Origin of the sequence: Streptomyces sp. NPDC058086, assembly GCF_042885015.1 — a bacterium.
Lineage (GTDB): Bacteria > Actinomycetota > Actinomycetes > Streptomycetales > Streptomycetaceae > Streptomyces.
In genome coordinates this window covers 1-16493 of sequence record NZ_JBHVST010000030.1, presented here as the reverse complement: position 1 = coordinate 16493, position 16493 = coordinate 1, and the positions used below count along the sequence as shown (strand labels likewise).

At 71.6% G+C, this 16493-nt stretch carries 14 protein-coding genes; 8 read left to right on the top strand and 6 right to left on the bottom strand.

Annotated elements, in window-relative coordinates; all coding sequences use genetic code 11:
- The first annotated feature begins 17 nt into the window (after window positions 1-17).
- Window positions 18-1550: a hypothetical protein gene (locus tag ACFVWD_RS23720; RefSeq protein WP_389598745.1), complete on the top strand. Its 1533-nt coding sequence runs from the start codon at window positions 18-20 to the stop codon at window positions 1548-1550.
- Window positions 1543-3495, top strand: a complete 1953-nt coding sequence (locus ACFVWD_RS23715) for a glycosyltransferase family 4 protein (RefSeq protein WP_389598743.1) — start codon at window positions 1543-1545, stop codon at window positions 3493-3495. The genes ACFVWD_RS23720 and ACFVWD_RS23715 overlap by 8 nt, the downstream gene beginning before the upstream one ends.
- Here ACFVWD_RS23715 and ACFVWD_RS23710 read toward each other — a convergent pair.
- Window positions 3485-4198, bottom strand: a complete 714-nt coding sequence (locus ACFVWD_RS23710) for a hypothetical protein (RefSeq protein ID WP_389598742.1) — start codon at window positions 4196-4198, stop codon at window positions 3485-3487. The two genes, ACFVWD_RS23715 and ACFVWD_RS23710, sit on opposite strands and share 11 nt — an antisense overlap.
- Window positions 4199-4509: 311 nt before the next feature.
- Here ACFVWD_RS23710 and ACFVWD_RS23705 point away from each other — a divergent pair, with 311 nt between their 5' ends.
- On the top strand, window positions 4510-5586 hold the full coding sequence (locus ACFVWD_RS23705; protein WP_389598741.1) for a LacI family DNA-binding transcriptional regulator: 1077 nt from the start codon (window positions 4510-4512) through the stop codon (window positions 5584-5586).
- On the opposite strand, the gene ACFVWD_RS23700 is transcribed toward ACFVWD_RS23705, so the two are convergent.
- On the bottom strand, window positions 5564-6217 hold the full coding sequence (locus ACFVWD_RS23700) for a ThuA domain-containing protein (protein WP_389598739.1): 654 nt from the start codon (window positions 6215-6217) through the stop codon (window positions 5564-5566). The genes ACFVWD_RS23705 and ACFVWD_RS23700 overlap by 23 nt on opposite strands.
- Before the next feature lie 96 nt (window positions 6218-6313).
- Complete coding sequence (locus ACFVWD_RS23695; protein WP_389598738.1) at window positions 6314-6970, bottom strand: hypothetical protein; 657 nt, start codon at window positions 6968-6970, stop codon at window positions 6314-6316.
- Between the two features lie 185 nt (window positions 6971-7155).
- On the opposite strand from ACFVWD_RS23695, the gene ACFVWD_RS23690 reads away from it, so the two are divergent.
- Window positions 7156-7560 (top strand): VOC family protein, encoded by a 405-nt coding sequence (locus tag ACFVWD_RS23690; RefSeq protein WP_389598737.1) that lies wholly within the window; start codon window positions 7156-7158, stop codon window positions 7558-7560.
- Here the strand turns inward: ACFVWD_RS23690 and ACFVWD_RS23685 are convergent.
- Complete coding sequence (locus ACFVWD_RS23685) at window positions 7543-8229, bottom strand: helix-turn-helix domain-containing protein (RefSeq protein WP_389598735.1); 687 nt, start codon at window positions 8227-8229, stop codon at window positions 7543-7545. The two genes, ACFVWD_RS23690 and ACFVWD_RS23685, sit on opposite strands and share 18 nt — an antisense overlap.
- A 10-nt stretch (window positions 8230-8239) precedes the next feature.
- Complete coding sequence (locus ACFVWD_RS23680; RefSeq protein WP_389598733.1) at window positions 8240-9175, bottom strand: AraC family transcriptional regulator; 936 nt, start codon at window positions 9173-9175, stop codon at window positions 8240-8242.
- 103 nt (window positions 9176-9278) lie between these two features.
- Between ACFVWD_RS23680 and ACFVWD_RS23675 the strand changes: the two genes are divergently transcribed.
- On the top strand, window positions 9279-10130 hold the full coding sequence (locus ACFVWD_RS23675) for an NAD(P)H-binding protein (protein ID WP_389598732.1): 852 nt from the start codon (window positions 9279-9281) through the stop codon (window positions 10128-10130).
- A 128-nt stretch (window positions 10131-10258) separates the two neighbouring features.
- Here the strand turns inward: ACFVWD_RS23675 and ACFVWD_RS23670 are convergent, their stop codons facing one another.
- Entirely contained in the window at window positions 10259-11422 is a 1164-nt protein-coding gene (locus tag ACFVWD_RS23670) for a YihY/virulence factor BrkB family protein (protein ID WP_389598730.1), read from the bottom strand.
- A 17-nt stretch (window positions 11423-11439) separates the two neighbouring features.
- Between ACFVWD_RS23670 and ACFVWD_RS23665 the strand changes: the two genes are divergently transcribed.
- The 3 genes from ACFVWD_RS23665 (at window position 11440) to ACFVWD_RS23655 (ending at window position 16249) form a co-directional block, all read left to right on the top strand.
- Entirely contained in the window at window positions 11440-13074 is a 1635-nt protein-coding gene (locus ACFVWD_RS23665; protein WP_385369460.1) for an acyl-CoA dehydrogenase family protein, read from the top strand.
- Between the two features lie 307 nt (window positions 13075-13381).
- Entirely contained in the window at window positions 13382-14788 is a 1407-nt protein-coding gene (locus ACFVWD_RS23660) for a GAF domain-containing protein (protein WP_389598728.1), read from the top strand.
- Window positions 14789-14869: 81 nt separating this feature from the next.
- Window positions 14870-16249: a hypothetical protein gene (locus tag ACFVWD_RS23655; RefSeq protein ID WP_389598727.1), complete on the top strand. Its 1380-nt coding sequence runs from the start codon at window positions 14870-14872 to the stop codon at window positions 16247-16249.
- Window positions 16250-16493 lie beyond the last annotated feature (244 nt).

The window sequence follows — 16493 nt, the reverse complement described above, 5'->3', positions numbered from 1 at the left end:
CTCGGTACGCTGCCACCGTGTCTACCGACGAATCGTCTTATTGGTGCACTCGTAGCGATGCGTCCGACGTGCTGGGCGCCTACGACGGACTTGAGTCCTGGACTCTGCACGCCACGGCACTCACCGACCGCGACGAGCAGGCCATCGTCTCCGTCCACGAACGCCTGCACCACGAGCTGCAGCATTCCACGCCCTGGGGTCTGGTGGCTCGTTTCTCGGCGGATCTCGCCCGACTCGGCGTGCTGAGCGAACAGTTGAGACTTCTCTTCCGCTTCTGCCGGGAGTCGGCGCGGCTCGTGCACGAGACCTACGCGACAACCCTCTCGGTCGGCAACGACCCCTTCGCGCTGAAGCTCCTGGAGCAGAGTCCGGACTACAAGGTGTACTTCGATCAGGGCACCCGCCTGAGCGCTGGGACGGAGTGGGAAGCCGGCCGGTTCCAGGTCGACGCCCTGCTGCGCGCGGCCATGTCGCCGACCGCTCTCGAACCGGCTTACGCGGGCGGATTCACCAGGCTCCGCACCCGCGACCTCAACGGCCCGGACACACGTCCCGACGCCCGTCTGACGACGATTCTCTCGCTCGACCTGCCGCGGTTCAGGCCCCACGGTCTCGGCCCCGACTCGACCCCGGACGAACTTGGGGTCTTCTTCGACGAGGTGGCGGACTTCCTGACCCGCAACGGAGTACCCACCCTGCGCACCGCCCCGGTACGGGAACTGATCGACGACCTGTTCGAGGACATCGCGACACTCAGCCCCGAACTGCGGGCCCGCATCGAACTGGACAGCGTCCGCGCACCGATCCCGGACGACATCGAGGAGCACCAGCGGGAGCGGATACGTCTGCACGACACGGGGCCCCTGCCACTGGAGATCGTCCCTGAGTCGGAGATCGCCGCCCGCGCCGCCGACTTCGCGCGCGACCATGAACAGCTGGGTGCGCACGTGCTGTTGGTGTGGGCACGGGCGGACCTGCTGGCCCGTCAGTTCGCCCGCCCCAACGCCCTGGAGGAGCGGGCGGGATTCGTGGTCGCGCTCCAGGCCGCCGGATACGACTGCGAAGGCCGGGCTGTGGCGCGGCTGGGCCTGTTCGACACGGAGAGCCCCGCCGACGTGGCGCGCGCCTTCACTCTGCCGGTGGTCTGTCTGACCACCGCCGCCAGTCTCACGGACGCCCCGGGCAGCGCCCGCTCCGACCACATCGACACGATCTACGCCATCGCGGATCTCCCCATCGTGTCCCAGCTGGTGCACACCTTCAAACAGAAGGCCCAGGTGAACTGGATGCGGGCTGATGTCGACGGCGACCGGAAGCTGCATGTGTTCGCCTTCACCGTCAGCGTTCTGCCCGGCATCGTCTGGCTGCAACTGACGGGTGAAGCGGGCCGGCACTATCTCCAGCGTTGGCTGACCTCGTTGGGACCGGAACAGGCGCAGAGCCGGCCGGAGGAGTTCACATCGCTGCTGCCGGGCATCGACGCCGCCGTCCAGCACGTCGTCAGTGCCTGGTGGATCATCGACCAGCAGGGTGGGCGCGCCCATGTCTGACGCCGTCGACCTTCTCTCGCTCACCGCGTTCATGACCAGCCCCGACGGGCAGGTGACCGTCGACGAAGCCCGCATCGCGCGCCTGCTCGAAGACCTGGGCCTGGCCGAGGGCGCCGAGCGCGCGCACCTGGACCGGGTCTTCCGTCTCGCTCTCGACGACCTCCTTGACGAGCCCCTGTCGCTGCGGGTCGGCCGTCGGCAGGTGCGGATCCCAGGGCAGCGGTTCAGGAGCGTTCTCGCCTCCGCCCTGTTGGTCACCGCGTTGGAGCGGGCCGGTGTGCACGGCGTCGCCGATCTGGTTCTCGTGGCGCTGGCACCCTTCCTCTTCGATGTCGAACAAGTACGGGTGGACACCAAGGAACACGTGGTGCTCGCCGCTCTCCAGGCACGGCTCGAAGCCCGGCAGGAGATCCGTCTCCTGTGGGAAGGCCTGCCCGCCCACCTGCGGCATGAGCTCGACTTCGACGAACTCGTCGAGCTGGTCACGTCGATGGAGAAGACGGGCGGCATGGGGCCGGGGAACGGCGACCTGCCGACCGCACCCGGCGTACCGACAGCGCCCGGCCTGTTCCGCGGCTCGCTGCGGTCGGGGACCGGTGAGCGCGCCGACACCACGGCAACCGGACCGGCGAGCCCCGCGTTCGTATCGGGAACCGATGCGGCGGCACGTTCCGCGTCCGCGCCGCGGGCGTCCTTGACCACCGCGGAACGTGGTTGGCGGGTGCTGGTGCTCGCCGACGAGTGGTTCCCCGCCGAGGGCGGGATCAGCGCCCTGAACCAGTCGTTGTGCCGGGCTCTGGCCGAGGCAGGTCACGAGGTGTTCTGCCTGGTGCCTTCCGCCTCTCCGGAGGAGATCGCGAACGCGGACCGTTCCCGTGTACACCTCATTCTCGCGCCGCCGTTCCCCGGCGCCACGGAGCGGGATCGTCTGATGCGCAAACCCGTGCTGCCGGGCGGCCTGCCTCCAGACCTGATCATCGGTCACAGCCGGGTGACAGGACCCGCCGCGCTCTTCCAGGCCGAAGAGAACTTCTCCGGTACTCCACGCCTGCACTTCGTCCACATGTGGGCGGACGACACGGACCGGCACAAGAGGAAGACCCGGGGTCTTGACCTGTACGCCCGGGCGGACGACCGGAATTGGACGGAGCTGAAGCTCGGACGCGGCGCGACCAGGCTCGTGGCCGTCGGCCCCCGGCTGTACGACTACTACCGCCAGGAGATGTCGGTGCTGCCGGGCGTTCCCCGGCCGTTGCGGCTCGATCCGGGCTTCGACAGTCCGCTGTCGGGGCCACGCGAGCCGGTCGAGGGCCCGCTGCGCGTTCTCCTCACGGGCCGGCTGGAGGACGACGGTGTGAAGGGACTCGACCTCGCGGCCCGAGCGGTGGGGCACGCCGTCGGACTCCGCGACCCGGACGAGGCCGAGGTGTGGCTCATGCTCCGGGGCGCCACCCCCGGCCAGGCCGAGCGACTCGACCGGGCCATCAGAAAGTGGGCCGGACAACCGTCGTTGAACGTCGTGGTCCGCAACTTCTCGACCGACAGGGAACGGCTGGAGCACGAACTGCGACTGGCGAGCCTGGTCCTCATGCCCTCACGTGCGGACGGCTTCGGACTCGTGGGTCTGGAGGCGATCGTCCGGGGTGTGCCCGTACTCATCAGCCGAAGGAGCGGGCTCGGCCAGTTGCTCCGGGAGTACCTGCCTGCCGAGGACGCCGCTCGCATCGTCATCCCGGTGCGGGACGATCCCCGGCTGGACGTGCCGCGCTGGGGTTCCGCCGTCGCGGCCGTACTGCACCGACGCAAGGCGGCGTTCGCCGATGCGGAGACCGTACGCACCATCATGGCCGGGAAGCGCACCTGGGCCATGGCCGCCGCCGAGCTGATCAACGGTCTCGCGCCGGGCGGCGAGGGACCGCCGACCGGCCGTCGCCCTACCGTGTGAAGGCGGCGGCTGAAACGTCCCTGGCCAGCTCCACGGCCCGGAATCCGTACGTACGGATCGAACCGACCCTCAGCACGAGACAGAACCGGTCGGTCGTGGCAACCGTCGCGGCCAGTCGCCGGTATGACCGGTTGAGGAAGTACATGGCGGCGTGGTTGGTGATCGCGCTCTGTCCGCAGACGAGGATGACCGGGCGGCCGGCGCCCGTGGGTGTGAACTTCGCGACGAGCACGTGCTCCTCATTGCCCCGATCACGCGGAAAGCTGTCGCCGCCGACGTCGATGGCCATCGAGTTCGGCCGGTCGCTGAACGGCTGGATGACCACACCCGGCAGGTTGTGCGCGAGATGGCCGCCCGTTCGGACATTCGAGCCGTTCTCCGGACCACCGATGCAGAATTCGACGGCATCGCCGTTGCCGTCGCGGAATTCGTCGCTCGACCGCGTGGTGACCTCGCAGCCTGTGCGACGGGCCAGGACCACGGCCTCGATCATGGCCTGCACATCGTGGTGCTCGGTGCTTCCGGGCTTGTTCCACTGGTTGTTCATGACGACGATGCAGGTGCCACCCGGTTCCAAGCCGAAGAAGGCGCACCGACGCCGCTGGTCACGCGTCGTGCCGACGCGCTGCCAGATCCAGACCAGTCCACCGCTCAACACGCTGGTGACCAGCCCCACCACGATGTTCAGGGCGACTCCCGCCACCGTCGGTCCCCCTCCAACGCGGGCTCGCTGCGGCGGCGATCCCACAGCGGGCCGTCCGACGCCCGCCTCTCATGCTTGCAGACCGGCACCCGGTGAACCAGAGTGCGTCGGCCTTTCCCGCGCGAGGAATCCTGTTCGGCATTTCGAAATTTTCGACGCGCGGGGCTTCCGTCAATCCCTTCCCCTTCACGCCGTGTTGAGGCGGGCTTAATATAGAAAGCGGTTGCTACGCGGTCGCGGTGCCGGTCGCGCCAGCAGTGCTGTTCGAAACTTTCGACGGGCCCTCGGGCGGGCCGGGGAGGCTGGCTCTCATGGTGCGTACGGGAAGCGTGACCGGGCCGACGCTGGCGGTCGTCGCCCGCGAGGCGGGGGTCTCGGTGCCGACGGCGTCGAAGGTGGTCAACGGCCGGGAGGACGTGGCGCCGGAGACCCGCCGCCGGGTCACCGAGGCGCTCGACCGGCTCGGCTACGTCCGCAGACCCCGCTTCGAGGCGGCAAAGCCGCCGGGGCTGGTCGACCTCGTGGTGCACTCGCTGGAGAGCTCCTGGTCGGGCGCGGTGCTGCACGGGGTGGAGGGCGCAGCGCACGACGCGGGCCTGGAGGTGGTCGTCTCGGCCGGTCCGACCCGGACCAGGGGCGGGCGCCCGGAGCGCGACTGGCTGGACAAGCTCACCACGCGGGGCTCGGCGGGCGTGCTGTTCAACCTGGCCGAGCTCACCCCGTCCCAGTACGCCTGGCTGGAACAGCACCGCATCCCGTTCGTGATGATCGACCCGGTGCTCGAACCGCCGACCGGTGTGGTGTCGGTGGGCGCGGCCAACTGGCAGGGCGGGGTGCTGGCGACGGAACACCTCCTCTCCCTCGGCCACGAACGCATCGCCGTCATCGGCGGCTTCCGCCGCAAGATGTGCGGCAGCGCCCGGGTCGCCGGCTACCGCTCGGCCCTCGCCTCGGCCGGGATCGGACACCGCCCCGAGTACGTCCGTTACGGCGGCTTCAGCGAGACCGGCGCCCACCGCCACATGCGGGAACTCCTCGACCTCCCCGAGCCGCCCACCGCCGTCTTCGTCTGCTCCGACAGGATGGCACTCGGCGCCTACCAGGCCCTGTCCGAACGGGAGTTGAGCGTCCCGGACGACATCAGTGTGGTCGGCTTCGACGACCTGCCCGAGTCCCGCTGGGCCACCCCGGCCCTCACCACCGTGCGCCAGCCGCTCTCCGAGATGGCCGCGACGGCACTGCGCCTGCTCGTGCGGATGATGGCGGGCGAGCAACCCGAGGGCACGCGTACGGAGTTGTCGACGCGTCTGGTGGAACGGGCGAGTACGGGGCCGGTACCGGGCAGCCGCAGAGCGGCCGAATCGCTCAGAGGGCGGTCGCCCAGGTGATGCCGCCGAGCAGATGCGCACGGAAGTCCGGGTCCTCGTACGCCTCCCAGGCGTGCCCGAGCGCGGTGTAGAAGACCCGGCCCGCGCCCTGTTCCCGGCACCACACGAGGGGATGGTCCCGGCCCATGCCGCCGCCCTCGTAGGAGGATTCGTCGGCGGAGGCGAGGACGCGGACCGCACCGCGCGGGCTGGTCCGGAAGTCGTACCACTCGTCGGTGAACTCCCAGACGGGTGGCAGATGTCCGGTCGCCGGATGTCCGCGGTCCTCGACGACGGCCTTGCCCGGCTGGTACTCAGGGTGCCGGTCGAAGCGCGCGCCGAGGAGTTCGCCGTAGTACGGCCAGTCGTACTCGGTGCAGGCGGCGGCGTGCACTCCGACGAACCCGCCGCCACCCTCGACATACGCCGCGAGCCGGGTCCGTCCTTCCGGGGTCAGGACGTCCCCGCTGGTGGAGAGGAAGACGACCGCCGCGTACGGGTCGAGGGGCGTCTCGAACGCGGCCGGGTCCTCGGTGGCGTCGACGCCGAAGCCGTGGGTAGCGCCCAGGGCGCGTACGGCGGCGACGGCGGCCGGGATGGAGTCGTGCCGGTAGGCGGTGGTCCGGGTGTAGACGAGAACACGGGTGGTCATGGGCGCGAGCCTATGCCTGGTGATCGCGTTCGGCTGCGGGGTGGTGGGGGCTGGGGGCGGAGCCCCGGGGAAGCGGCGGGGTGAGGCGATTCATGCTCAACCCGCCGTCCCCACCTCGTTGTTGGGTGCCCCGTCCCCCGTCGACGGCAGGTCACCCCGCTCCACGGGCGTCGTGGCCGTCGTAGGAGCCGATGGCAGGACGGCGGCGAGTTCGGCGTCGCTCGGGCGGTGGGCGGAGTGGAGGGCGGAGCGCAGGACGGCCCGCGTCACCTTCGTCGAGTCACCGCTCACTTTCAGCACATGGCCCTTCTCGACGAGCGCGTACTCGTGCCGGCCCCCACCGGCGCGGTACCACGCGTCGCCGTCCCGCTCACACACCGTCCGCTCGCCCGCCATGCCGCCGACCGGCTGCTTCGGGCAGGACCGCGCCGTCATCGTGCCCCGTTCCACGGACAGTTGGATCTGGGCGTTGGTCTCCTTCGACCAGTACACGCCGGAGAAGCCGTCGTCGCCGTACACGCCGACCGACTGCTGGGCGAGGGTGAAGCCAGGAGCCTTCGTGACGTACACGAGTTCCGGTGTGATCCCCAACGCACTTGCACGCGCGTCGAGTTCGGCCCGGCTCGGCACGGCAGCCGACGCCGACGAGTCCACCCCGGTCCCGGCCCCGGCCTTCTCCGTACCGCACCCCGTGAGCAGCACGGGAATCAGCAGCGCCACCGGGAACAACAGCACGCGCACAGGTCGGATCATGCCATCCATCCTGCCGCACAGGTGTTCCAGAGGTGCATGTCAGTGCGGATACACGTCAGTTCACGGCGATGGACGGATCACGGGCACGGTCGGCCCGGTGAGGGCGGTTCCGGTCGTTGCGCCGCGGAGGGACTCTGTCCGATTCGTTCAAGACCCGCTTCCCGCCCCCTGCCTACGGTGTCCCCATGACTCCACGATTCGCCGTGATCGGCCTGGTCGCCTCCGACATGGCCGCCACGCTCGCCTTCTACCGCCGCCTCGGCCTCGTCTTCCCCGGGGGCGCCGAGGACCAGCCACACGTCGAGGCCGAACTGCCCGGCGGGTCCCGGCTGGCGATCGACACCGAGGAGACGATCCGTTCGTTCCACGCGGGGTGGCGGCCGCCGGCCGACCGGGGCGGCCGGATGTCGCTCGCCTTCGGCTGCGAGGGCCCGGCGGAGGTCGACTCCGTCTACGAGGACCTGGTCGGCGCCGGGTACCACGGCGAGCTCAAACCGTGGGACGCCTTCTGGGGGATGCGGTACGCGGTCGTGCACGACCCGGACGGCAATGGCGTCGATCTGTTCGCGCCGCTACCCGCGCGCGAGTAGTTCCCCCAGCGGCATGCCCGCCAACTCCCTTACATCCCGGGCCAGATGGGCCTGGTCAGCGAAGCCGGAGCGGGCCGCCGTCTCCGCGAAGGGGACCCCGGTGCGCGCGAGGGCGAGCGCCCGCCGCAGGCGCAGGACGCGGGCGAGGGTCTTGGGGCCGTAGCCGAAGGCGGTCAGCGAGCGGCGGTGCAACTGACGTGCGCTCAGGCCGAGTCGGTCGGCCGTCGCCGCGATCGACCGGCCCGCGTCCAGGGCCGTCACGACCTCCCGCAGCAGCGGGTCGGGAGGATCGGTGGCAGCCGCCCGGTCCAGCGCCACCTGCTCCAGCGCGGTCACCGGGTCGGCGGCCGCGGCGACCCGCGCGGTGCGGCGCCGGACCTCCGCGGCGGGCCACAGGTCCGCCAGGTCGACGCGCAGGTCGCGGAGTTCGTGGGCGGGTACGCCGAGGAACGTCGGCCCCGTGCCGGGGTAGAAACGGACGCCCGCCCAGTGCCCGGCCGCGTCCTCGGGAACGTACGCCCGGGTGTCGGGCCCGGCGACGAGCAGTCGCCCCTCGTGCCAGAGCAGGTCCATGCAGCCGTCGGGAAGCACGGCCCCCACCGTGGAACCGGACGTTCCACGGGACCACACGACGGCGCCCGCCAACCGGGAAGCCCGCTCCACGTACACGTACGTCAGGCTACGCCGCCCGCGTCCGGTGCTCCTGCGGGCTGACCCCGTACACCCGTTTGAAGGCGCTGGACAGGGCGAACGCGCTGCCGTAGCCGACGTGACGGGCGATCGCCTCAAGGGTGTCGTCCGTTTCGCGCAGCCGGTCGGCGGCGAGGGCGAGACGCCAGCCGGTGAGGTACGCCATCGGGGGCTCGCCCACGAGTTCGCTGAAGCGGCGGGCCAGCGCGGCCCTGGACACCCCGGCCTTCGCGGCGAGCGTCGCCACGGTCCAGGGGTGTGCCGGGTCGTCCTGGACGAGCCGCAGCACCCGGCCGACGACGGGGTCCGCGAGCGCCCGGTACCAGGCGGGGGCGGCGGCCTCCGGGCGGGAGAACCAGGCGCGCAGCGCGGCGATCATGAGGAGGTCGAGGAGCCGGTCCAGGACCACCTCCTGGCCCGGCTCGTCGCGGACGATCTCCTCGGTGAGGATCGCGGTGAGCGGGCAGTCCCACACGTCCTGGGTGAGGGAGAGCAGCGGCGGCAGGGCGTCGAGCAGTCTGCCGTTGATCTCGCCCCGCATCATGTACGTCCCGATCAGCAGCACCGTGGAGCCGTCGAGCCGGTCGCCCCAGGTGCGGACGTCCAGGTCCCACTGGCCCTTCAGGGACCGCCCGTCGGGGTAGGTGCACTCGCCTCCCGGCAGGATCACCGCCTGGGGCGGGGTCCCCGGGTCGTCCGCGCAGGTGTACGGGTCCGGGCCGCGGGCGATCGCGAGGTCACCGGCCCGCAGGAACACGCGCTCCCCCGCGTCCGGCACGACCCAGGCCTCGCCGCGCACCACGAGCATGATCGTGAGAGGGGCGCGGTCCTCGACGCGTACGCACCAGGGCGGGTCGAAGCACGCACGGATCATGAAGGCGCCACGTGCCCGGGGGCCCTCCAGCAGGCCGGCGAGTGCGTCCATGGCGTCAGCGTAGACGTCTGAGGGGAAGGGACGTAGACGTCCGCTTATGGGAATGAGCTCCTCGGCGATGGGAGTCCCGCTCGGGCGGCGATTCACTGGCGGTATGACGCAGAACAGGGCACGCGAAGAGCACGTAGGGGACATGACGGTGCTGGTCACGGGCGCCACGGGGCGTACCGGGCGGCGGGTGGCCGAGGCCGCGCGGGCGGCGGGGCTGAGTGTGCGGGCCGCGTCCCGCGCGGCGGGGTTCGACTGGACGGACCGGTCGACGTGGGCGGACGCCCTTCGGGGTGCCGACGCGGCGTATCTCGTCCACCCCACGGACGTCGGCTCACCCGACGCGGCCGAGGTGGTCGGGGGTCTGGCACGGGAGGCGGTCGGGCTGGGGGTGCGGCGGCTGGTGCTGCTGTCCTCGCGGGGTGAGGAGCGGGCGCGGCCGGCCGAGGAGGCGCTGAGGGCGTCGGGCGCCGACTGGACGGTCGTACGGGCCTCGTGGTTCGCGCAGAACTTCAGCGAGGGGCCGTTGGTGGAGGGGCTGCTCCGCGGGGAGCTGGTGTTTCCCGCCGGTGAGGTGCGGGAGCCGTTCATCGATGTGCGGGACATCGCGGACGTCGTGGTGGCCGTGCTCACGGGGGGCGACCGGTATGCCGGGCAGGAGCTCGCCGTCTCCGGGCCCCGGCTGCTGAGTTTTCGGGAGGCGGTGGGGGAGATCGCGGCGGCGACGGGGGGTGAGCTGACATATCTCCCGGTGACGGCGCGCCAGTACGGCGATCGGCTCGCCGGGTTCGGGGTGCCGGCGGAGGAGGTCGAGTTCCTCGTCGAGCTCTTCGAGAGCCTGCTCGACGGGCGCAACTCCTACCTTTCGGGGGGTGTGCGGGAGGTTCTGGGGCGGGAGCCGCGCGATTTCACTGCGTTCGCTCGGGAGGCGGCGGTGGGGGGTGCGTGGAAGGGGTAGGTCGGTCCCATCCCCAACCTGGGGGCTCCGCCCCCAGACCCCAGGGGTGCGTTCTTCGGGTGCGGGTGGGTGGGGGCTGAGCGCGCAGTTTCCCGCGCTCCTACGGGGCGCCCCCCACTCGGGTCGTGCTACTCGTCCGCGCAGTGGTCGTCGTCGTTGTGCTTGCGGGGGTGGTGGGGGCTCTTCACGTGGGTGCGGAGGCGGGAGGTCACGTCCTCCGGGGGGAGGAAGCGGGACCAGCGTTCCGGGAACTCGGAGGGCATGTCCGGGTCGTCGGGGTCGGGGTCGGCGGCGCGGTGGGCGGCGGCGCGGGCGACGTACTCGGCGGCCTGCTCCGCGCGCAGGCGCTCGTTCGCGGCGCGGGCCGCGGCCGTGGCGGCGGCCGGCCAGACCCGGTCGATGGCGGCGTTGACCGCGGCGCCGACGAGGACGGCGAACGCGGACACACCGATCCACAGGAGGACGGCCACGGGGGCGGCGAGTGAGCCGTAGATCGTCGGGCCCTCGACCGTGCTGGTCAGATAGATGCGGAGCAGGAAGCTGCCCAAGACCCACATGGCGAGGGCGACCAGGGCGCCGGGCACGTCCTCCACCCAGGGTGAGCGGACGGGCACTGACACGTGGTACAGCGTGGTCAGGAAGACGACCGAGAGCACGATGACGACAGGCCAGTACAACACCTGCACGAGCGTCGCCGACCACGGCACGATCTGCACCACCGCGTCCGGGCCCGCGACCATCAGCGGCAGCGCGATCGAGCCGATCAGCAGCGCCACGATGAACAGCAGGAACGACATCACGCGGGTCGCCACGATCCCCCGGGTGCCGTCGAGGCCGTACATCACCGTGATGGTGTCGACGAAGACGTTCACCGCGCGTGAGCCCGACCACAGGGCGAAGAGGAAACCGATGGAGATGATGTCGGGCCGGCCGCCCTTCATCACGTCGTGAAGGATCGGTTCGGCGATCTGGTGGACGCCCTTGTCGGTGAGGACCGTGCGGGAGGCCTCCAGGATGTTGGACTCCAGGCTCGCGATCGAGTGCGCGCCGGTCCAGTCGTCGACGTAACCGAGCAGTCCGATGAGGCTCAGCAGCAGGGGTGGCACGGACAGGAGTGTGAAGAAGGCGGCCTCGGCCGCCAGCCCCAGGATCCGGTACTCCATGCAGGAGTTGACAGTGTCCTTGAGCAGCAGCCAGGCGGTCCTGCGCTTCGACACGTTCCTGTACAGCGCGCGAGCGCGGTGAAAGCGGCCCACGGGAGGCCGTTCAGGTGTTTCTTTTGCCTGGTGCACGTCCTTACCGTATCCGTATGGCAGCCAGCACCCACACCGTGACCAACCAGGCTCCGCCCCTGGTCGGATATGACGTCTTTGCCGCCGACCGGGCCCTCGTGGAGGCGGTCGACCGGCATCTTGATCCAGGGCTTCTCGACGAGGCACGCGAGGAGCTGTCGCTGCTCGGGCGCACGACGGGCTCCGCGCAGGTGCAGGAGTGGGGGGTGCTGGCCAACGAGAACCCACCGAAGCTGCGCACCCACGACCGCTACGGCAACCGCGTCGACGAGGTCGATTTCCATCCAGCCTGGCACCGACTGCTCGGCAAGGGGGTCTCGGCGGGGCTGACGGCGGCCTGGAGCCGTCCCGGCGGTCACCTCAGGCGCGCGGCCGGCTTCGTCGTGTGGTCGCAGGCCGAGGCGGGCCACGGCTGCCCGCTGTCGATGACCCACGCGGCGGTGCCCGCCCTGCGCACCGACCCGGCGCTCGCCGCCCTCTGGGAGCCGCTGCTCACGTCCACCGTCTACGACCAGGGGCTGCGGCCCGCCTCCCAGAAGGCCGGCGTGCTCTTCGGGATGGGCATGACGGAGAAGCAGGGCGGCAGTGACGTACGGGCGAACAGGACCGAGGCGCGGCCGCTCGCCGAGGACGGGACGTATGAGCTGACGGGGCACAAATGGTTCTGTTCGGCGCCGATGTCGGACGGGTTCCTGGTGCTCGCGCAGGCCCCGGGCGGCCTCACCTGTTTTCTGGTGCCTCGGGTGCTGGAGGACGGGACCCGCAACGTGTTCCGCATCCAGCGGCTCAAGGACAAGCTCGGCAACAAGTCGAACGCGTCGAGCGAGGTCGAGTTCGACGGGACCTGGGCGCGCCGGGTCGGGGACGAGGGACGCGGGGTGCGCACCATCATCGAGATGGTCGCGGTGACCCGGCTGGACTGTGTGCTCGGCGCCGCGGCGATCATGCGGCAGGCCGTGGCGCAGGCCGTGCACCACTGCACCTACCGGGAGGCCTTCGGCGGCAAGTTGATCGACAAGCCGCTGATGCGCAACGTGCTGGCGGACCTGGCGCTGGAGTCGGAGGCGGCGACGACACTGGCGATGCGTCTCGCGGCGGCTTACGACAACGGCGGCGAGGACGAGCGGGCGTTCCTGCGGCTCGCGGTGCCGGCCGCCAAGTACTGGGTGACCAAGCGCTGCACCTCGGTGGCGGTGGAGGCGCTGGAGTGCCTGGGCGGCAACGGGTACGTCGAGGAGTCCGGCATGCCGAGGCTGCTGCGCGAGTCGCCGCTCAACTCCATCTGGGAGGGCGCGGGCAATGTGCAGGCCCTCGACCTGCTGCGCGCGCTCCAGCGGGAGCCGCAGGCGCTGAACGCGTTCCTGCAGGAGGTGGGCCGGGCCCGAGGCGCCGACCACCGGCTCGACGGCGCGATCAAGAACCTGCTGGGCGAACTCGCCGACCTGGACGGTATCGAGGGGCGCGGGCGCAGGCTCGCGGAGCGAGTCGCGCTGGTGCTGCAGGGGTCGCTGCTCGTCCAGTACGCGCCCCCGGAGGTCGCCGACGCGTTCTGCGCCTCACGGCTGGGCGGCGACTGGGGCTCGGCCTTCGGCACCCTGCCGCACAGTCTCGATCTGGCCACGGTGGTGGAACGGGCCCGACCGGTTTCCTGATCCGGTCTCCGCACCGGTGGCGCGGGGGTGGTGCTGCGCCGACACGGCACCACCCCCGCTCTCTGGCCCCGTTGTGAGGAGCGCGAACGCCACACGGGCGTTGCTCAAGTTTCCGACCCCGTACGGCTGTTCGCCAGGGTTGCAGGGGGTTGCAACTTTTCCGGCTTCTGTGGCCGGACTGTGTCCCTCCGTCGGCGCCGGGCGGCACTATGAGAACAGCAGTCAGTACGGGCTCGGGTGACCGTGGCCGAAAAGGGCCGGGCAGTGGTGGGCCACCGGTGTCCCGAGCCCGTCCGGGGAGGATTCCGTGGCGCACTCGCCGATCGACGTGACGCGGCTCGCCGCTCTGGACGCCGCCCAGGCGGCCCGTGTGCTGCGCAAGGTGCGCGACGCCACGCTCTCCGGGCAGCCCGCCCGCCTCGCGCCGCGCCCGGTGATCGAGCAGTCCTGGGAGCGCATGCTGCGCAGCGGGGTCGACCCCGACCACGACTTCCGGGCCGGGCTGCTGGTCCGCGACGAGGTCGAGCGGCGGCGCCAGACCTCACAGCTGCGGCACGTCCTGCCGGTGCTGCGCGAGGGCCTGCTCTCGGTCGCGGACGTCGCGCACCACATCATGGTGGTCGCGGACGCGGAGGGCCGGGTGCTGTGGCGGGAGGGCAGCGCGTCCGTGCTGCGCAAGGCCGACGGGTTCGGCTTCGAACTCGGGGCGGACTGGCGCGAGGGCGTGGTCGGTACGAACGGTGTGGGCACCCCGCTGGTCGCCCGGCGCCCCGTCCAGGTCTTCTCCGCCGAGCACTTCGTGCGCACCCACCACTCGTGGACCTGCACCGGCGCCCCGATCACCGACCCGCGCGACGGCAGTCTGATCGGCGTCGTGGACGTGAGCGGGCCGCTGGACACCCTGCACCCGGCGACGCTCGCCCTGGTCGGCTCGGTGGCCAAGCTCGCCGAGGCGCACCTGCGCGAGCTACACCTGACCTCGCTGGAGGGGCTGCGCGCGGTGGCGGCGCCGGTGCTCGCCCGGCTCGGCGGACGCGCCCTCGCCGTGGACCGGGACGGCTGGACGGCCGCGGTCACCGGGATGCCGTACACCGGACGGCTCGCGCTGCCCAAGGCGCTGGTTCCCGGGCGGAGTTGGCTGCCGACGCTCGGGCTGTGCGTGGTGGAGCCGCTGCCCGGCGGCTGGCTGCTCCGGGCCGCCGACGAGCAGGGACCCCGGCGGGCCGCGCGGATCGTCCTGGACCTGGCGCACCCGCGCCGCTCCTCGGTGACCGTCTCGTCCGAAGCGGGCTCCTGGTGCCACGAACTGAGCCCCCGCCACGCCGAGTTGCTGTACCTGCTGGCCGTCCGGCCCGCCGGGCGCAGCGCCTCCGGGCTCGCCGACGACCTGTTCGACGACCCCGGTCGTACGGTGACGGTGCGGGCCGAGATGTCGCGCGTACGGCGGTATCTCGGGGCTTTTCTGGAACACCGGCCGTATCGTTTCTGCGAGGCCGCGGAGGTCCAGCTGGTGCTCCCGGAGGACCCCCGGGACCTGCTCCCCCACTCGACGGCCCCGGCGGTGCGCAGGGCGCGGAAACCCGGGCCCCCTTGTACCGCACCGGGCCCCGACGCGTCACCCGACCGGCCGAATATGCCCCCTGCGGGAGGCAAGGAGCGTATTTCGGGACCGTCTTCCGGGGTCCTCGACCAGGCACGTGGCTCTCTGACGTAGCATCCCTCCACAGGCCACCCCACCCGTCTCTCCGTCAACGTATCGATCATGAGGGGCAGTTGGCCTACCTCGGGAGGACGCATGAAGCACCGCGGCAGGCACCGTCGTAGGCGAAGGGGACAGGCGCTGCGCGCCACCCTGGCCGGAACCGCCCTCGCGCTCACCGCGGCCGCCACGCTGATCAGCACCTCCCAGGCCACCGGCAGCAACAGTCCGGGCGCGCTGACCCCGCTCACCTCGGCCTCCGAGACCAGCAGGCTCCGGCTGCACGAGAACCTGGTCGCCGGGGACACCCTCAGCACGCTCAGCCGGAACATGGGCGGGAACGTCGGGGTCTCCGGCGTGCTGGCGAGCGCCGACCACACGATGCGCGACGAGGCCGACTGCTCCGGGACCGAGCGGGCCGCGCTGCCGCTCGAACCGGTCGCCACCCGCGCGTACTGCTGGGCCTCGGACGACGCGGAGACCCAGCAGTGGGCGCCCGCCTCCGTCACCACCTCAGGTGACGCGGACAACGACGGCCGGTGGGGCGACCAGCGGGTCATCCTTGCGGGCTGGAGCCACGACGACCGGGCCGCGGGCGCCTCCGCCACGGACCGGGGCCTGGCCCGGGTCGCCTTCATCGACGCGAGCGACCCGGCGGCGCTCAGGTACCGCTGGGTGCTGCTGGTCGCGCCGCGCGACGGCGGCAGGGACTTCGGCGCGGTCCGCTCCCGGATGGGCGGCATGGTCTGGTACCAGGGCAAGCTGATCGTCACCGCGCAGAACGGCGCGGGGCAGGACGACTCCCTGCTCGTCTTCGACCTGCACCACCTCCTGAAGGCGGGCGTGAACAGCGGGGCGATCGGCAAGGTACGCGGCGGCTACTCCGCGCACGGCTACCAGTACGTGCTGCCTGCCGTCGGCTCGTACAGCCCGGCGGGCGGCACGTGCGGCTCGGGCGAGGCCCGGGCGAACCCCTGTTTCGGTTCCCTCTCGCTGGACCGCACCTCGACGCCGGACAGCCTGGTCGCCACCGAGGCGGCACCGGCCGACGGCTCGGAGCGGACCCGGATCTGGCGGTACTCGTACAGCACCGTCGCCGGCCGGGCGGGGTTGCTCGGCAGCGACTCCCTGGGGCGGGTCGACGCGCGCGAGGCCTACACGACCAAGGCCGCCGGGCTCTCGGGCGTCCTCTCGTACACGCCGGCCGGGGCGCGCAGGGCCGACTGGTATGTCGGCCACACCCCTGCCAGCGGTGGCCGGCACGGCACGCTGTGGCGCCAGAGCGGGCACACCGCCGAGGCGGTGCAGTGCACCGGGGACCAGTCCTACGCCTGCTGGGGCCAGCACACCGCCTCCCTGTCCTACTGGCCGGAGACCGGCGAACTGTGGACCCTCACCGGCGCGGACCCGGACACGACACCGGAGCGCGTGCTGTACGCGGTCCCCTTGACCGCGGTGGACAAGTCCCTGGGCTAGGGACCCCGGGGGTTCTTCGCCCCCGCCGCCCCTACCCGTCCCATCCTTCTGGGGCTCCGCCCCAGACCCCGCCAGGGGCGCTGTGTCCCCTGGACCCCCGCAGGGGGTCTTCAGGGGCGCGGGGAACTGCGCGACCAGCCCCCATCACCCGCAGCCGAAGAACACATGCCGGGGGTCTGGGGGCGGAGCCCCCAGGGATGGGACGGGTAGGGGCGGCGGGGGCGAAAACACCTGGCCCGCTTTG